The organism is Kitasatospora sp. NPDC096147, assembly GCF_044763225.1.
Lineage (GTDB): Bacteria > Actinomycetota > Actinomycetes > Streptomycetales > Streptomycetaceae > Kitasatospora.
Genome location: NZ_JBIWFX010000012.1, coordinates 186,832 through 203,929, shown reverse-complemented (window position 1 = coordinate 203,929; position 17,098 = coordinate 186,832). Strand labels below are relative to the sequence as shown.

Here is a 17,098-nt window from a genome sequence, read left to right as displayed (position 1 = left end):
ACGGCGGCACCGGCGACCGGCTCACGGAGCCTCGGTCGCCGGTGCCGCCGTCGTCCGGGCCGCGCGGCACCCCGCGCCCCTCGGCGTGTGCGCTGCGGCGCCCTTTCGGACGCTTGCGCGCCGGTGCGGCTCGGTGCGGGATACTGGGGCGACCAGCAAAGCATGTGCAGGAAGGGCTCGAAGTGACTGAGATCGAGATCGGGCGAGGCAAGCGCGGCCGGCGGGCGTACTCCTTCGACGACATCGCCGTCGTCCCCAGCCGTCGTACGCGGGACCCGAAGGAGGTCTCGATCGCCTGGCAGATCGACGCCTACCGGTTCGAGCTGCCGTTCCTGGCCGCTCCGATGGACAGCGTGGTCTCGCCCGCGCAGGCGATCGCCATCGGCGAGCTCGGCGGTCTGGGGGTGCTGAACCTGGAGGGTCTCTGGACCCGCTACGACGACCCGCAGCCGCTGCTGGACGAGATCGCCGCCATCACCGACGAGACGGTGGCGACCCGCCGGCTCCAGGAGATCTACGCCGAGCCGATCAAGGCCGAGCTGATCAAGGAGCGGATCAAGCAGGTCCGCGACTCCGGCGTGGTGACCGCCGCCGCGCTGTCGCCGCAGCGGACCGCCGAGTTCTCCAAGGCCGTGGTGGACGCGGGCGTGGACGTGTTCGTGATCCGCGGCACCACCGTCTCGGCCGAGCACGTCTCGGGCGCGGCCGAGCCGCTGAACCTGAAGCAGTTCATCTACGAGCTGGACGTCCCGGTGATCGTCGGTGGCTGCGCCACCTACACCGCCGCGCTGCACCTGATGCGGACCGGCGCGGCCGGCGTGCTGGTGGGCTTCGGCGGCGGTGCCGCGCACACCACCCGGAACGTGCTGGGCATCCAGGTGCCGATGGCGACCGCAGTGGCGGACGTCGCGGCGGCCCGCCGGGACTACATGGACGAGTCCGGCGGCCGGTACGTGCACGTGATCGCCGACGGTGGCGTGGGCTACAGCGGCGACCTGGCGAAGGCGATCGCTTGCGGCGCCGACGCGGTGATGATCGGTGCCGCGCTGGCGCGGGCCACCGACGCGCCGGGCAAGGGCTTCCACTGGGGCATGGAGGCGGTGCACGACGAGCTGCCGCGCGGCAAGCGGGTGGACCTGGGCACCGTGGGCACCACGGCGGAGATCCTCTCCGGCCCCTCGCACACCCCGGACGGCACCATGAACCTGTTCGGCGCGCTGCGTCGGGCGATGGCCACCACAGGGTACTCGGAGCTCAAGGAGTTCCAGCGCGTCGAGGTCACGGTGAACCCGGCCCAGCGCTGACGCACCGTCATGCCGGAAGGCCCCCGCTCCTCCTGGAGGAGCGGGGGCCTTCCGCGTGCCTGCGGCTCCGTCAGGAGGCGAACCGCTGGGTGGAGTTGAAGCCGAAGAACAGGGCGATGCCGTAGAAGACCACGTCCATGAAGTCCCGGCTCTCCTTCCACACCTCGAAGGTCAGGTCGGCCTGGCCGACCAACAGGTCGAGCACCGGGATGCCGAGCTCCTCGTGGCCGAAGAGCGACATCGCGAAGAACTGCCCGACGAACAGGCCGAGCGCGGTGAGCACCGCGCCGAGCGGCGGGAGCACGGGATTGCGGCCACCGAGCTTGGCGAGGCAGACGCCGACGGCGGCGGCGATGCCGAAGACGGCCCAGCCGATCTCGCGGTCGATCGCCTTGGCCAGCAGGCCGTAGGCCAGGCCGGCCAGCAGGGCGGCGCCGACGGCTGCCGCGACGGCCAGGCCCGGGGCCTGCGGGGCGGCGGGCGGCGGCGGGGTCGGCTGGAAGGCGGCCGGGGCGGGCGGCGCCGCCGGGGCGGGCCCGGCGGGCTGGTGGGCGGGCGGAACGGGCTGTGGCTGGTCGGTGCTCATCTGGTGGGTCCCCCGTGAACGGTGATGCGAACGACCGCGAACGCTAGCAGCGTGGAACCGGCCGGGAACAGTGGTTTCAGGTCACCGGTCGGGTACGAACGCGGGTACGGGCGGGGGCGGCTGACGCGGGGTCGGGTGGAGGCGCCAGAATGGGGGCTTGGCTGCCGGACCCTGGGGGACATCGATGACGGAGACCGACGGACGTCTGCTGGCCCGCCGCTACCGGTTGACCGGGGTGCTCGGCCGGGGCGGGATGGGCACCGTCTGGCGGGCCGAGGACGAGATGCTGGGCCGGGTGGTCGCGGTCAAGGAACTGCGGATGCCGGTCGAGCTGGACGAGACCGACCGGCACCGGCTGATCACCCGGACGCTGCGCGAGGCCAAGGCGACCGCGCGGATCCGGCACAGCGCGGCGGTGACCGTCTTCGACGTGGTCGAGGAGGACGACCGGCCGTGGATCGTGATGGAGCTGGTGGGCGGGCGCTCGCTGGCCGAGGTGATCCAGCAGGACGGGCCGCTGGCCCCGGCCCGGGCCGCCGAGATCGCCCTCGAGGTGCTCGGAGTGCTCTGCGAGGCGCACGAGTTGGGCATCCTGCACCGGGACGTGAAGCCCTCCAACGTGCTGGTGGACGACGACGGCCGGGTGGTGCTCACCGACTTCGGCATCGCCAGCGTCGAGGGGGACACCTCGGTCACCTCCACCGGGATGCTGGTCGGGGCCCCCTCGTACATATCCCCGGAGCGGGCCAAGGGCCAGAAGCCGGGCCCGCCCGCCGACCTGTGGTCGCTGGGCGGCACGCTGTACGCGATGACCGAGGGCACGCCGCCGTACGACCGGGGCTCGGCGCTGGCCACCCTGACGGCGGTGATGACCGAGGAGCTGGAGCCGCCGGTGCAGGCCGGGCCGCTGCTGCGGCCGGTGATCGAGGGGCTGCTGCAGAAGGACCCGGACCGGCGGATGGACGCCGGCCAGGCGCGGGCGATGCTGCGCCGGGTGGCGGCCGAGGCGACCGCCCGGGCGGAGGCCACCACGGTGCTGGCCGCGCCGCGGGTGCCGGGCGGGCCGGTCGAGCGGGCCGGGGCGCGGCGCCGCTGGGGACTGGTGGCGGCCGCCGTCGCGGTGGTCGCGGCGGTGGTGGCCGGGGTGGTGTTCTGGCCGGAGGGCGAGGCGGACCCGGGGACCAAGCCGGGCGCCCAGCTGCCGGCCGGCACCGCACCGCTGACGCCCGCTCCGTCACCGCCCGCGTCCGAGCAGCCGCAGGCCCCGGCACCCGCCGCCACGGTCACCGCGACCGCCACCGTGACCGCCACCGCCACCGTCACGCCGAGCCCGTCGGCGACGCCGTCGCCGAGCCCGACCCCGAGCACCCCGGCGGCCGTGCCCGCCGGGTACAAGCAGGTGCGGGGTGCGCAGGGCTTCACGGTCTCGGTTCCGGAGGGCCTGGAGCAGCAGCCGGTGAACCAGAGCCGGCACCCGTTCCGGGGCAACGGGGTCACCCTGATCGTGGACTGGACGGCCACCCCGGGGGCGAGCGCGCTGGAGGACTGGCAGGAGTCGGATGCCAGGGGGCCGGCCAGCTTCCTCAACTACCAGAGCCTCGGCACCCGTTCGGCGCCGTTCCGGTCCTGGAGCAACTCGGCGGACTGGGAGTGGACCTACGAGAAGGACGGGGTCCGGATGCACGCGCTCAACCGGGGCTTCGTGACCGGGAAGTACGGCTACGCCCTCTACTGGATCGCTCCCGACAAGGTCTGGAACTCGCCCGAGCAGGTCCAGGCCCGGCAGACGGCCTTCGACTCGTTCCAGCCCGCCCCCTGACGGGCGGTCAGCCCCTGGCGGGCGGTCAGCCCGCTGCGGGGCGGGGCTCAGTCCTTCGGGCCGAGCGGGGGCGCGGTGCGGATGCCGAACTCGCGGCGCAGCGCCGAGCGGGCCGCCAGGTGGCCGGACGCGCCGTGCACCCCCGGCCCCGGCGGGGTGGCGGCCGAGCAGAGGTACACCCCCTTCAGCGGGGTGCGGTACGAGTCCCAGGCCGGGGTCGGGCGGAGCAGGGCCTGACGGAGCGTCATGGCACCGGCCGCGATGTCGCCGCCGACGTAGTTGGGGTTGTACGACTCCAGCGCGGCGGCGCTCAGCGAGCGGCGGTCGACCACCGTCCCGGCGAAGCCGGGGGCGTACTGCTCGATCCGGGCGGTGACCAGCTCCGCCGGGTCGGTGCGGTCGCCGTGCGGCACGTGCGCGTACGCCCAGAGCGGGCGGCAGCCGTCGGCCGCGACCCGGGAGGGGTCGGCTGCCGCCGGATCGACCACCAGGACGAACGGGGCGCCGCCCGGCACGCCCCGGGCGGTCAGGCTCTCCTGGCGGAACACCTCCTGCTGGGTGCCGCCCAGGTGCACCGTGCCGGCCCGGCCGACCAGCGGCTCGGCCCACGGCACCGGGCCGTTCAGCAGGAAGTCCACCTTGGCGGCGCCGGGCCCGTACCGGTACCGGCCCAGGCGGCGGCGGTAGGCCGGGGGCAGCAGCGGGCCGGCCACCCGGAGGAACTCCTTCGGGCCGAGGTCGAGCAGGACGGCGCGGGCGCCGCGCAGCTCGCGGAGGTCGTCCAGGCGGGCGCCGGTGGTCAGCCTGCCGCCGTGGGCGGTCAGGTCGGCGGCCAGCGCCTCGGCGATCCGGACGCTGCCGCCGCGCGGCAGCGGCCAGCCGCCCGCGTGGGCGAGGTGACCGAGCATCAGCGCCACCGAGGCGGCGGAGGGCGTCGGCATCGGGCCCACCACGTGGGCGGCGACCCCGGCGAGCAGGGCGGCGGCCTCGGGGCGGGCGAACTGCCGGGCGGCCAGCGGGGTGCCGTGCGCCAGCAGGCCCCGGGCCAGCAGGAACGGGGCGGTGAGGTCGGTGGGGAGGGAGCGCTGGCCGGAGAGCATGAAGTCGACCAGGCCCTGACTGTGCCTCAGCAGCGGCTCCATCAGGGCCCGCCAGCGGGGGCCGTCCGGGCCGAGCCGCTCGCAGGTGGCGTCCAGGTCGCGGTAGGCCAGACCGGCCCGACCGTCGGCCAGCGGGTGGGCGTAGCTGATCTCCGGGCGGAGCAGCTCGACGCCCCGGGCGGGCAGGTCGAAGGACCGGAAGAACGCGGAGGCGGTGGCCATCGGGTGGACGGCGGCGCAGATGTCGTGCAGCACGTCGGGGCGGAACAGCGGCTCCGTGCGCAGGCCGCCGCCGAAGGTGTCGGCGGCCTCCCGCACCTCGACCTCCAGCCCGGCCCGGGCCAGCGTGACGGCCGCCGCCAGGCCGTTCGGACCGCTTCCCACCACGACGACCTCGGCCACCACCGCGCAGCACCCCTTCCCGGGGGTCGGGATCACTCGGGACGAGCATAGAGAGGGCGGCGGGGCGGGCGTGCCCTCCGGGGTGCGGCCGGTGGATGGTGGTTCGGTGGCGGGTGGGTGGTCTTCCGTACCCGTGCCCGTGGCGGAGCCGCACGTCGGTAGGGTCTCGCGTCCCTGAGCGCCTGCCCGGCCGGGCCCTCCACGGTGCCTCGGAGGTTGCCCTCCGGGGCACGGCGGAACCGAGGCGGCCGGTCGGCCGTCCTAGGGGCGGTCGGGCCGGGTGCGTCCGGCGTGGGGCCGCGTACCCTGGCCCCGAGGGAGGACGAACATGCACGCCCCGGGGGAACTGGTCGGCGGGCGGTACCGGGTGACGGACCGTCCGCTGGGTGCTGCCGTGGCGGCCGTGCTGGGCGACGAGCAGGTGCGGCTGGTGGAGATCACGCTCCCCGAGGTGCTGGATCAGGAGGACTGGGACCGGCCGCAGCCCTGGGAGGCGCTGGCGGTGCGGGTGGCCGGGGAGCTGGCGGGGGTGCCCGCCGGGCCGAGGCTGCTGCGCGGGTTCGAGGCGTTCGTGGAGGGCCGGCGGCTCTGGGTGGCCGAGGAGGCCCCGGCGGGCAGCGCCCTCACGGAGTTGACGGAGCGTCCGTGGGAGCCGTACCGGGTGGCGGAGCTGGCGGCGGACCTGGCCCGGGCGCTGGCGGGGCTGCATGCGGCCGGAGTGGTGCACGGGAACGTGGCGCCGGAGTCGGTGCTGGTCGGCGAGGACGGGGCGGCGATGCTCGGCGGGCTGCTGCCGGGGGCGGTGCAGGAGGCGTACTGCCGGGAGCTCGGCGGGGTGCTGGAGCGCCGGGTGTACGAGGCCCGGGCGGTGCTGCTGGGGGTACGGGCGGAGCGCTGGGCGCCGTACGGCGGGGCGGCCGGGGACGGCTGGGCGCTGGGGGTGCTGATGCACCGTCTGCTGACCGGCCGGGCGCCGTACCCGGAGCGGGACCTGGGGGAGCTGCTGGCGGCGGTCCGGGACGGGCGGCACGAGTCGCTGGAGGGCTGCGGGCCGCTGCGCGAGGTGGTGGCGGGGCTGCTGGCCGGCCGGCTGACGGTGGGACAGCTGCGGCCCCGGCTGGCCGCGTTCCTCGCGGGGGCGCCGGAGCCGTTCGGGCCGGGGCGGGCGGCCGGGCTGTCGGCCGGCTTGCCGGTCGAGCGGGCGGCCGGGCCGGTGGTGACCAGGCCCCGGGGGCCGGTGGAGCGCCGGCCGAAGGGGGCGGTGGAGGTGCGGCGGTCGAGGGTGCCGGCCAAGCTGCTCGGGCCGTTGTTGGTGGGCGCACTGCTGGCGCTGATGGTGGCGGCGGTGGCGGCGGTGGTGGCGCTCGGCGGCTGATCTAACCTGTGCAGGTACGGAATTCGAACACCGGGTACGGGGGGAGCAGTCGCTGTGGACGGGCAGGACGGCCAGCGTCTGCTGGCGGGGAGATACCGACTCGGGGAGCGGCTCGGCCGGGGCGGCATGGGCACCGTCTGGCAGGCGAGCGACGAGATGCTCGACCGCGAGGTGGCGGTCAAGGAGCTGACGGTCAGCCACCTCCCGGAGGAGGAGCTGGAGATCCTCCAGTCCCGGATGAAGCGGGAGGCCCGGGCCGCCGCGCGGATCAAGCACCCGGGCGTGATCACCATCCACGACGTGCTGGAGCAGGACGGCCGGCCGTGGATCGTGATGGAGCTGGTGGACGGCCGTTCGCTGGCCGACGTGATCAGCCAGGACGGCACGCTCTCGCCCCGGGAGGCGGCCGAGGTCGGCTGCCAGGTGCTGGCCGCGCTGCACCGGGGGCACCAACTCGGCGTGCTGCACCGAGACGTGAAGCCGGCCAACGTGCTGCTGGAGCACGGCACCGGCCGGGTGGTGCTGCTGGACTTCGGCATCGCCACCTTCGAGGGCTCCACCGAACTGACCCGCCCGGGCGACCTGGTGGGCTCACCGGACTACCTGGCCCCGGAGCGGGCCCAGGGCGAGCGGCCGGGGCCGCCGTCCGACCTGTGGGGGCTGGGCGCGACGCTGTACGCGGCGGTGGAGGGGGACTCGCCGTTCCGCCGGACCTCGCCGATCACCACGCTGGCCGCCGTGGTCGGCGATCCGCTGCCGGAGCCCCGCCGGGCCGGGCCGCTCGGGCCGGTGCTCGCCGCGCTGATGGCCAAGGACCCGGCCGAGCGGCCGGGGGCGGACCAGGCGATGCGGATGCTCTCCGAGGTGCGGGCCGGGCACACCATGGCGCTCGCCCCGGCCCCGCCGGAGCGGCAGCGGGCCGAGCCCACCCAGCACGTGCCGGTGGTGGACCGGCCCGACCCGGCTCCGGACGGGCCGGACGGCCCGTCCGCGTCGTCCGCGTCGTCCGCGTCGTCCGCGTCGTCCGCCGAGGCGCCGACCGCGCCGACGACCCCCGTCGCTCCCGCCGGCCCGGCGCACTCCACCGCTCCCGTGCACCCCGTCGGCACCGTGCACCCCGCCACTGCGGCGCAGCCCGTCGGCTCCGCGCTCCCGGGTGCTCCCGTGCCCCCCGGCCCCCGGCGGCGCTGGCCCCGGATGCTGGCGGCCGGCGTGCTGGTCGCGGTGCTGGCCGGTGCGGGGACGTACGCGCTCACCCGGCAGGGCGGCAAGGAGGACCCCGGCCCGGCCGCGCCGACCGCGGCGGTGACCCCGGGTGCTGCCGCGCCCAAGGGCTTCCGCTGGGTGGACGACCCGGCCGGCTTCCGCTTCCTGCTGCCCACCGACGGCCCGGTCTGGGAGCGCACGGTGGAGAACAACCAGATCTACTACTCGCCGGACAAGCGCAACCGCTACGTGCAGTTCGCCGTGGCGGTCGGTCAGCCGCTCACCCCGCTGGCGCACTTCAAGGAGATGGAGAGCACCGTCAAGAACCTCCGGGAGTACCGGAGGGTGGCCATGAACGAGGTGGACGTGCACGGCCACGAGGGTGCGGTCTGGGAGTTCAGCTACCTGCTCAAGGACGTCCGGCGGAACGTCCGCGAGGTGGAGTACCGGGACGACAAGGGCACCTCGTACGCGATCTACGTCTCCTACCCGGAGAGCGACTGGACCGCCGGGCAGCGCTTCTACACCACGGTGCTCAACGGGTTCAGCGGTTCCTGACCGAGAACGACCGCCCCGGGCGTTTTCTGTTACCGGCGGGTACACAAGGGCGGGCGCAGGGCCTAGGCTGCGCCCCATGACGGACACCACGGCAGCCCGACAGACCACCGGACGCAACCCCGCGGCCCCCGGCTCGGCCCGCACCGTCGCCTCGGCGGTGCCGGCCGCGCTGGTCGCCCGGCTGGCCAAGGGCGTCACCGCCACCGGCGAGCCCGACCTGGTGCACACCACCGCCCCGCTGACCGGGGAGCGCCTGGCCACCCTGCCGCGCTCCACCCCGGCCGACGTCGAGGTGGCCTACCAGCTGGCCCGCCGGGCCCAGAAGACCTGGGCCGCGCTGCCGGTGCGGCACCGCCAGGGCGTGCTGCTGCGCTTCCACGACCTGCTGCTGAAGCGTCAGGACGAGGTGCTGGACCTGATCCAGGCGGAGACCGGCAAGGCCCGGCTGCACGCCTTCGAGGAGGTGCTGGCCGCCGCGCTGGCCGCCCGGCACTACGGCCGGATGACCTCGACCTACCTGCGCGACCGCCGTCGCGGCGGGGCCGTGCCGGTGCTCACCCACACCGTGGAGGCCCGCCGCCCCAAGGGCGTGGTGGGCCAGATCTCGCCGTGGAACTACCCGCTGGAGCTCTCCGTCGGCGATGCGCTGCCGGCCTTCGCGGCCGGCAACGCGGTGGTCAACAAGCCGGACACCCAGACCGCGCTGACCGCGCTCTGGGCCCGTGAGCTGCTGATCGAGGCCGGGATGCCCGCCGACCTCTGGCAGATCGTGATCGGCGACGGCCCGGTGGTCGGCCCCGAGGTGGTCGCGCACGCCGACTACGTCTCCTTCACCGGCTCCACCCGGACCGGCCGCGACGTGGCCCAGCGGGCCGCCGCCCGGCTGGTCGGCGCCTCGCTCGAACTCGGCGGCAAGAACGCCATGCTGGTGCTGGCCGACGCCGACCTGGACCGGGCGGCCGAGGGCGCGGTGCGGGCCTGCTTCTCCTCGGCCGGTCAGCTCTGCATCTCGATCGAGCGGCTCTTCGTGCACCGCTCGGTCGCCGACGAGTTCCTCGCCCGCTTCACCGCCCGGACGGCCGCGCTGCGGCTCGGCGGCGGCCTGGCCTACGGCGCCGACATGGGCTCGCTGGTCTCCGAGCGGCAGCTGGAGGTCGTCACCCGGCACGTGGAGGAGGCCGTCAAGGCGGGCGCCACGGTGCTGACGGGCGGTCAGGCCCGGCCCGAGCTGGGCCCGCTGTTCTACGAGCCGACCGTGCTGGACGGGGTCACCCCCGCGATGGCGGTGTGCGAGGAGGAGACCTTCGGCCCGGTGGTCTCGATCTACCGCTTCGACACCGAGGACGAGGCCGTCGAGGCCGCCAACTCCACGCCGTACGGCCTGAATTCGAGCGTCTGGACCAAGGACGCCCGGCGCGGCCGGGCGGTCGCGGCCCGGCTGCGCACCGGCACCGTGAACGTGAACGAGGCGTATGGCGCCGCCTACGGCTCGGTGGCCGCCCCGATGGGCGGGATGGGCGATTCGGGCCTCGGCCGCCGGCACGGCTCGGACGGCATCCTGCGCTACACCGAGGCGCAGACCATCTCCACCCAGCGGGTGATGCCGCTCGGCCCGGCCTTCGGGCTGACGGACGAGAAGTTCGCCGCACTGTTCACGTCGAGCCTCAAGGCGCTCAAGGCACTTCGGTTCAAGTAGGCAGTATCCGGACAGCCGTTGCTCTTCCCTCGGGAGTTGTGGGTCTCATGGCGGATGGTGGTTTCGACTACGACGTGGTCGTGGTGGGGTCGGGCTTCGGCGGGTCGGTCTCGGCGCTGCGGCTGACCGAGAAGGGGTACCGGGTCGCGGTGCTGGAGGCCGGCCGGCGGTTCGGGTCGGACGAGCTGCCGAAGACCTCCTGGGACACCAGGAACTACCTCTGGGCCCCGGCCCTCGGGCTCTACGGCATCCAGCGGATCCACCTGCTGGCCAACGTGCTGATCCTGGCCGGGGCGGGGGTCGGCGGCGGCTCGCTGAACTACGCCAACACCCTGTACGTCCCGCCCCGGCCGTTCTTCGAGGACCGCCAGTGGGCCCACATCACCGACTGGCAGGAGGAGTTGGCACCCTTCTACGACCAGGCCCGGCGGATGCTCGGGGTCCGGGACAACCCGACCATGACCCCCTCCGACGTCCACCTCAAGGACGCCGCCGAGCGGATGGGTGTCGGCGACACCTTCCACATGGCCCCGGTCGGCGTCTTCTTCGGCGACGGCAAGGACGGCGAGGGCCGGGTCAAGGCCGCCCCCGGCGAGGAGGCGGAGGACCCGTACTTCGGCGGTGCCGGGCCCCGGCGGCGGGCCTGCACCGAGTGCGGCGAGTGCATGACCGGCTGCCGGCACGGCGCCAAGAACATGCTCACCGAGAACTACCTCTACCTGGCCGAGCGGAACGGCGCCGAGATCCACCCGCTCACCACCGTGGAGCGGCTGCGCCCGTACGGCGAGGGCTTCGCGGTGGACGTGCGGCGGACCAACTCCCGCTCCACCACCGACCGGGTGAAGGCCGGCGCCCGGACCGTCACCGCCGCCAGGGTGGTGGTGGCGGCCGGCACCTACGGCACCCAGAACCTGCTGCACCGGATGCGCGACCGCGGCTTCCTGCCCGGCATCCCGGCCAAGCTGGGCGAGCTGACCCGGACCAACTCCGAGGCGCTGGTGGGGGCTTCCACCACCGACCGGCGGTACGCCAAGGGGACCCCGCCGGCCGGGGGCCGAGGGCGCGTCGACTTCACCAAGGGGGTGGCGATCACCTCCTCCATCCACCCGGACGCCAACACCCACATCGAGCCGGTCCGCTACGGCAAGGGCTCCAACGCGATGGGCGCCCTCTCGGTGCAGCAGGTCTCCGGCGAGGGCCGGGGCCCGCGCTGGCTGCGCTACGCGCTGACCGCCGCCCGGCACCCGTGGATCTTCGCGCTCTCGATGAACCAGCACCGCTGGTCGGAGAAGACCATCATCGGGCTGGTGATGCAGTCGCTGGACAACTCGATCACCGTCTCGCTGAAGAAGGACGGCCTCGGCAAGGGCAAGCTGACCTCCCGTCAGGGCCACGGCGCCCCCAACCCGACCTGGATCCCGGCCGCCGAGCAGGGCGCCGACGCGCTGGCCGCCTCGATCAACGGCTTCGCCGGTAGCTCGGTCGGCGAGATCTTCGACATCCCGATGACCGCGCACTTCCTCGGCGGCTGCCCGATCTCGGACACCCCGGAGGGCGGCGTGGTGGACCCGTACCACCGGCTCTTCGGCCACCCCGGGATCAGCGTGGTGGACGGTTCGGCGGTCTCCGCCAACCTCGGGGTCAATCCCTCGCTCACCATCACCGCGCAGGCCGAGCGGGCCATGTCGATGTGGCCGAACAAGGGCGAGGCCGACCCGCGCCCTGCCCAGGGCGAGGCCTACCGCCGGGTGGCGGCCGTCGCCCCGGTCGCGCCGGCCGTCCCGAAGGGCGCCTTCGGCGAGCTGCTGCTGCCGGTGCCGGTGGTGCCGAAGAAGGCCTGACCAGCGGATTCCGGTTGACACCCCGTCAGTGCCGATGGGATAAACGCCCCCTCTAGAGGGGGGCGACATGGCGATCTGTACGACCTGCGGGGCGGCCTCGGCGGAAGGGGCGGCGCACTGCGCCGCCTGCGGCGCCGCGTTCGCGGCGGTGCCGGCACCGGCCGGTGCCGGACCGGCGATCGGCGAGCCGGAGCTGGTGGGGGGCGGGCACCCGGACGGCCCGGACGGTCCGGACGGGGACGGCTCGGAGGGGGACGGCGCGGAGCGCTGGGGCGGCGGGCGGGAGGTCGCGCCCCGGCGGTGGAGCGGGCTGCTCGACCTGCTGACCGGGCCGGGCTGGTGGCGCGTGCTGGGGTTGGTGGCCGCCACCACCGGACTGCTGCTGCTGGTGGGGCTGCTGTTCGGGATCGGCCTGGACGGGGTCGGCGGTGCGGACGACGGCTTCGGCGGCCCGGGTCTGGCCGGTCGGTTCGGGGTCGGGCTGGCCGTCGTGCTGGCGGCCTTCGGCGGGCCGCTGACCTCCCGCTCGGACTACTCGATGGCGGCGATGGGCGGCGACGCCTACCACAACGAGACCTCGCTGACGGTCCAGCTGGTGCCGATGACGGTCACCCTGCTCTGGCTGCTGCTCTTCGGCCACGGGCTGCGCCGCTGGGCCGGGGTGAGCATCCGTCAGGCGGTCCGTGCGGTGCTGCTGGCCGTACTGGCGGGCGGGCTGCTCGCCCTGCTCGCCGGTTCCGAGCAGACCCTGGCGGAGGGCGCCGGTGCGGAGGACTTCACCGACGGGTCCGGGCACAGCGAGCTGACGGTCGGTCTGCTCGGGCCGCTGCTGGGCACCGCCGTACTGGCCGGGCTGGCCGCACTCTGGGTCTGCCGGGGCTCCGCCGCACTGCGCGAGCGCGCCCCGGCCTGGTCGGCCGCGGTCGCCGGGGCCGGGCGGGGCGCGGGCCTGGTGGTCGGGCTGTCCGCCCTGGTGGCGGTGGTCGTGCTCGCGGTGACCGTCCCGCTGAAGGTGGCGCTGGCGGGGCTCATGGTGCTGCCCAACCTCGGCCTCGCGCTGCTGGGCTTCGGCGGTGGCGTCGGGGTCCACCTGGGGTCCACCGGGCGTGGGCCGGGCCAGGACGAGCAGGAGTGGGAGTCCCGGACCTTCTCGCTGTTCGACCGGGGCGAGCTGACCGGCCAGTGGGGGCTGGCCCCGCTGCTGCTGGTGGCCGCCGCCGTGCTGCTCGCCCTGTCGGTGCGCCGGCTGGACCGGCCGGCCCGGCTGCGGGCGGCGGGCCTGCTCTGGATCGGCCTCACCCTGCTGACGGCGGTCGCCGGGGGCCGGTACGAGATGGCCTTCCGGATGAGTGGGGCCGGCACCAGGGACGAGCCCCGGGCGATGGTCACCGAATTCGCGATCGGGATGGGCGTGTTCCCGCTGCTGGCGCTGCACCTGGCGCTGGCCGTCGTGGCGGTGCTGGTGCTGCCCGAGCTCCTCGACCGCTTCGGCGGTCGCGGCGGCCCGGAGTCGGCCGACGACCCGGGGCCGGCCGAGGACGACCCGATCGGGCTGGAGCTGACCGCCTCCGGCACGGTGCCCGCCCAGGGCACCGAGGTGCTGGACTTCGGCAAGCGCTGACCGGGCCGGGCCGGGCCGGGCCGGGACTGGCCGGGGCCGGGCCTTGCCCAGGCCGGCCCGGGAAAGGGCAAAGGGCCCCGCGGGGGAACGGGGCCCTTTGTCGTTCAGCACACGGCGTCAGGGCGGCGCCGGTGCTGGGTGACGGCGCCGGGGGATGAGCGCCGTCTCGGAGAGATGGTCATGGGTGCGGAGCGGTCGGCCATAACGGAGCGTGATCATCCGGCTGGCGTCCGGTCGACCTCCACATCCAGCATCGTGCTGGACGGAGCCCCGGCTCTGCAACCGGTTCGACGCAGTTCGGTACAGTCCGGCGCGTACTTCTCGGGGCAGGCGTACCCTGTCGGGTCGGTTCGGAGACGGTCGAACGCCGGTGGATACCGACCCTGCGGTCGACTACTGTCCGTAGTAGTGGCACGCCGGGACGGGCGTGCGGAGGTGCGGCGGCCGTCCCCGGCGTCCCGGGAGCCACCCGCCGCACCACCTTCACCGTTTTTCAGCCGTCGCCGGCCCGGCTGTCCCCTGCCGGTCCGGCCACTTCCACCCGCGCACGGTCCCACGGCGGGCCGCCCCGGTCGGGGCGGCGGCGCCACGCGCGCCGGTGGACTGAAGAGAGATCCACGCGCATGGTTCGGTGTCCGCGCCGGCCGGTCCGCGCCTGGCCGGCGCGGTCCGCGTGGTGCGGTCGGTTGGTGCAACGATCCCGCCGTGACTCCGGTCACGGCCCGCCGCCCCGGCAAGCGGGTGAACCGGCGGCCGTCACCCGGCCGGTAGAATCGGCCGCGACACCCCCACACCGCTGCCGGAAGGCCGTCTGTGTCCTCTGCAACTCCCGACCTGTCCGCCGCCGAGCTCGACACCGTGCTGGTCGTCGACTTCGGCGCCCAGTACGCCCAGCTCATCGCCCGTCGGGTGCGTGAGGCCCGGGTCTACAGCGAGATCGTCCCGTCCACCATGCCGGTGGCCGAGATGCTCGCCAAGAACCCGAAGGCGATCATCCTGTCCGGTGGCCCGTCCTCGGTCTACGAGGAGGGCGCACCGCGCCTGGACCGGGCGCTCTTCGAGGCCGGCGTCCCGGTCTTCGGCATGTGCTACGGCTTCCAGCTGATGGCCATCACCCTCGGCGGCACCGTGGACAACTCCGGTGCCCGCGAGTACGGCGGCACCCCGCTGCACGTCTCCAAGACCGGCTCGACCCTGTTCGAGGGCACCCCGGCCGAGCAGTCGGTGTGGATGTCGCACGGTGACGCCTGCTCCGCCGCCCCGGAGGGCTTCACCGTCACCGCCTCCACCGACGTGGTGCCGGTCGCCGCCTTCGAGGACGACGAGCGCAAGCTCTACGGCGTCCAGTACCACCCCGAGGTGCTGCACTCGACCCACGGGCAGCAGATCCTGGAGCACTTCCTCTACCGGGGTGCGGGCATCGCCCCGACCTGGACCACCACCAACGTGGTGGAGGAGCAGGTCGCCGCGATCCGCGAGCAGGTCGGCACCAAGCGCGCCATCTGCGGCCTCTCCGGCGGTGTGGACTCGGCCGTCGCGGCGGCGCTGGTGCAGCGGGCCATCGGCTCCCAGCTGACCTGCGTCTACGTCGACCACGGTCTGATGCGCAAGGGCGAGACCGAGCAGGTCGAGAAGGACTTCGTCGCCGCCACCGGCATCCAGCTCAAGGTGGTCGACGCCCAGGAGCGCTTCCTGACCGCGCTGGCCGGGGTCACCGACCCCGAGGAGAAGCGCAAGATCATCGGCCGGGAGTTCATCCGGGTCTTCGAGCAGGCCCAGGCCGAGATCATCGCTGAGGCCGGCGCGCAGGGCGAGGACGTCGAGTTCCTGGTCCAGGGCACCCTGTACCCGGACGTGGTGGAGTCCGGCGGCGGCACCGGCACCGCGAACATCAAGTCGCACCACAACGTCGGCGGTCTCCCCGAGGACCTGCAGTTCAAGCTGATCGAGCCGCTGCGCCAGCTGTTCAAGGACGAGGTCCGGATGGTCGGCCAGGAGCTCGGCCTGCCGGAGGAGATCGTCCAGCGCCAGCCGTTCCCCGGTCCGGGCCTCGGCATCCGGATCGTCGGCGAGGTCACCAGGGAGCGGCTCGACCTGCTCCGCGACGCGGACGCCATCGCCCGCGAGGAGCTCACCAAGGCCGGCCTGGACCGACAGATCTGGCAGTGCCCCGTGGTGCTGCTGGCCGACGTCCGCTCGGTCGGCGTGCAGGGCGACGGCCGGACCTACGGCCACCCGATCGTGCTCCGTCCGGTCTCCTCCGAGGACGCGATGACCGCCGACTGGTCGCGCCTGCCGTACGAGACCCTGGCCCGGATCTCCACCCGGATCACCAACGAGGTCAAGGACGTCAACCGGGTGGTGCTGGACTGCACCAGCAAGCCGCCGGGCACCATCGAGTGGGAGTGACCCCTCCCCGCAGCTGAACGGCCGCGCCGCCGCCCCCGACCGCATCGGGGGCGGCGGCGCGGTCGTTTCACCGGAGGGGCCGTGCCCCCGAAACGGCCCGGCAGCGGGCAGAATCGGACCGGACCCGTCAGGAGTTGACGGGCCGTGAGCGAAGGGTGACGGCACATGGCGGTGGGGCTGAACGCGCCGGAACGTCCCGGCAGAGCCGAACGGGCCGCCCAGCGGCGGGAGTTGGCGACCCGGTACGCACTGCTGCCGCTCCGGCTGTTCCTCGGCGTGACCTTCGTCTACGCGGCGCTCGACAAGCTCTCCGACCCGCACTTCCTGGCCGGGGCGGGGGACTCCGCCTCCTTCGTCGCGCAGACCACCGCCGCCAAGGCGAACAGCCCGATCGGCTGGGCACTCGGCCCGGCCCTGGACGCGCCGACGCTGTTCGCCCTGGGCATCGCCTTCGGCGAGCTCGCGGTCGGCCTCGGCACCCTCTTCGGCCTCTGGGGCCGGCTGGCCGCGGTCGGCGGCGCGGCGCTCAGCCTGAGCCTCTGGCTGACCGTCAGCTGGAACGTCTCCCCGTACTACTACGGCAACGACCTGGCCTACCTGATGGCCTGGACCCCGCTGGTGCTGGCCGGCACCCCGTACCTCTCGGTGGACGGTTACCTGGCCGCCCGGGCCGGGCGGGACCGGCGCCGGGGGCTGACGGAGGACCAGGTGAGCCGCCGGGCCCTGGTGGACGGCGGCATCGCGGCGGTCGCGCTCGGCGGGGCCGGGCTGCTGGCCGGCTCGCTGACCGCCACCTTCGGCCGGGACGAGCTGCCCGCCGCCGCACCGACCCCGACGCCCGCCCCGTCCGGCTCCGCCGCGGCGGGCACCGGCGTCACGGTCCCCGCCGCCTCGGTGCCGGTCGGCGGCTCGGCCCAGGTGAAGGACCCGGCGACCGGAGACGCGCTCTACGTGGTGCAGCCCAAGGCCGGCCAGTACTGCGCCTTCTCCTCGGTCTGCACCCACGCGGGCTGCGCGGTGGACGCGCCCAAGGACAACCAGATGTACTGCCCCTGCCACGGCTCCCGCTTCGACGCCACCACCGGCGCGGTGCTGAACGGGCCGGCCACCAAGCCGCTGCCGAAGTACGCCGTGACCAGGAAGGGCGACCAGCTGGAGCTGGGCGCCCAGCAGACCTGACG

The 17,098-nt window shown here is 74.6% G+C and carries 11 protein-coding genes and 1 pseudogene; 10 read left to right on the top strand and 2 right to left on the bottom strand.

Features of this window, described 5'->3' with window-relative positions; all coding sequences use genetic code 11:
- Positions 1-182: 182 nt before the first annotated feature.
- Positions 183-1,304, top strand: coding sequence for a GuaB3 family IMP dehydrogenase-related protein (locus tag ACIRBX_RS30125; RefSeq protein ID WP_402301677.1), 1,122 nt, complete (start codon positions 183-185; stop codon positions 1,302-1,304).
- A 70-nt stretch (positions 1,305-1,374) separates the two neighbouring features.
- On the opposite strand, the gene ACIRBX_RS30120 is transcribed toward ACIRBX_RS30125, so the two are convergent.
- Positions 1,375-1,890, bottom strand: coding sequence for a hypothetical protein (locus ACIRBX_RS30120; protein WP_402301675.1), 516 nt, complete (start codon positions 1,888-1,890; stop codon positions 1,375-1,377).
- A gap of 184 nt (positions 1,891-2,074) precedes the next feature.
- Here ACIRBX_RS30120 and ACIRBX_RS30115 point away from each other — a divergent pair, with 184 nt between their 5' ends.
- On the top strand, positions 2,075-3,709 hold the full coding sequence (locus tag ACIRBX_RS30115) for a serine/threonine-protein kinase (protein ID WP_402301673.1): 1,635 nt from the start codon (positions 2,075-2,077) through the stop codon (positions 3,707-3,709).
- 47 nt (positions 3,710-3,756) lie between these two features.
- Here the strand turns inward: ACIRBX_RS30115 and ACIRBX_RS30110 are convergent, their stop codons facing one another.
- Positions 3,757-5,247, bottom strand: a complete 1,491-nt coding sequence (locus ACIRBX_RS30110) for a phytoene desaturase family protein (RefSeq protein ID WP_402301671.1) — start codon at positions 5,245-5,247, stop codon at positions 3,757-3,759.
- A gap of 292 nt (positions 5,248-5,539) precedes the next feature.
- Here ACIRBX_RS30110 and ACIRBX_RS30105 point away from each other — a divergent pair, with 292 nt between their 5' ends.
- The 8 genes and pseudogenes from ACIRBX_RS30105 (at position 5,540) to ACIRBX_RS30070 (ending at position 17,096) form a co-directional block, all read left to right on the top strand.
- Positions 5,540-6,586 carry a hypothetical protein gene (locus tag ACIRBX_RS30105; RefSeq protein ID WP_402301669.1) on the top strand — a complete coding sequence of 349 codons (1,047 nt, stop codon included), beginning with the start codon at positions 5,540-5,542 and terminating at the stop codon, positions 6,584-6,586.
- A gap of 54 nt (positions 6,587-6,640) precedes the next feature.
- Complete coding sequence (locus tag ACIRBX_RS30100) at positions 6,641-8,350, top strand: protein kinase (RefSeq protein WP_402301667.1); 1,710 nt, start codon at positions 6,641-6,643, stop codon at positions 8,348-8,350.
- 76 nt (positions 8,351-8,426) lie between these two features.
- Positions 8,427-10,046, top strand: a complete 1,620-nt coding sequence (locus ACIRBX_RS30095; RefSeq protein ID WP_402301664.1) for a succinic semialdehyde dehydrogenase — start codon at positions 8,427-8,429, stop codon at positions 10,044-10,046.
- A 47-nt stretch (positions 10,047-10,093) separates the two neighbouring features.
- Positions 10,094-11,887, top strand: coding sequence for a GMC oxidoreductase (locus ACIRBX_RS30090; protein ID WP_402301662.1), 1,794 nt, complete (start codon positions 10,094-10,096; stop codon positions 11,885-11,887).
- A gap of 67 nt (positions 11,888-11,954) precedes the next feature.
- Entirely contained in the window at positions 11,955-13,508 is a 1,554-nt protein-coding gene (locus ACIRBX_RS30085) for a hypothetical protein (RefSeq protein ID WP_402301660.1), read from the top strand.
- An 813-nt stretch (positions 13,509-14,321) separates the two neighbouring features.
- Positions 14,322-15,917, top strand: coding sequence for a glutamine-hydrolyzing GMP synthase (gene guaA / locus ACIRBX_RS30080; RefSeq protein ID WP_402301657.1), 1,596 nt, complete (start codon positions 14,322-14,324; stop codon positions 15,915-15,917).
- A 165-nt stretch (positions 15,918-16,082) separates the two neighbouring features.
- A pseudogene (locus tag ACIRBX_RS30075) lies at positions 16,083-16,610 on the top strand (DoxX family protein); the annotation flags it as partial.
- A gap of 15 nt (positions 16,611-16,625) precedes the next feature.
- Positions 16,626-17,096 (top strand): ubiquinol-cytochrome c reductase iron-sulfur subunit, encoded by a 471-nt coding sequence (locus ACIRBX_RS30070; RefSeq protein ID WP_402301730.1) that lies wholly within the window; start codon positions 16,626-16,628, stop codon positions 17,094-17,096.
- The last annotated feature ends 2 nt before the right edge of the window (positions 17,097-17,098 follow it).

Coding starts and splice junctions, on each gene's coding strand:
- ACIRBX_RS30120 (WP_402301675.1), bottom strand. CDS start 1,890: ATGAGCACCGACCAGCCACAGCCCGTTCCGCCCGCCCACCAGCCCGCC.
- ACIRBX_RS30115 (WP_402301673.1), top strand. CDS start 2,075: ATGACGGAGACCGACGGACGTCTGCTGGCCCGCCGCTACCGGTTGACC.
- ACIRBX_RS30105 (WP_402301669.1), top strand. CDS start 5,540: ATGCACGCCCCGGGGGAACTGGTCGGCGGGCGGTACCGGGTGACGGAC.
- ACIRBX_RS30095 (WP_402301664.1), top strand. CDS start 8,427: ATGACGGACACCACGGCAGCCCGACAGACCACCGGACGCAACCCCGCG.
- ACIRBX_RS30090 (WP_402301662.1), top strand. CDS start 10,094: ATGGCGGATGGTGGTTTCGACTACGACGTGGTCGTGGTGGGGTCGGGC.
- ACIRBX_RS30085 (WP_402301660.1), top strand. CDS start 11,955: ATGGCGATCTGTACGACCTGCGGGGCGGCCTCGGCGGAAGGGGCGGCG.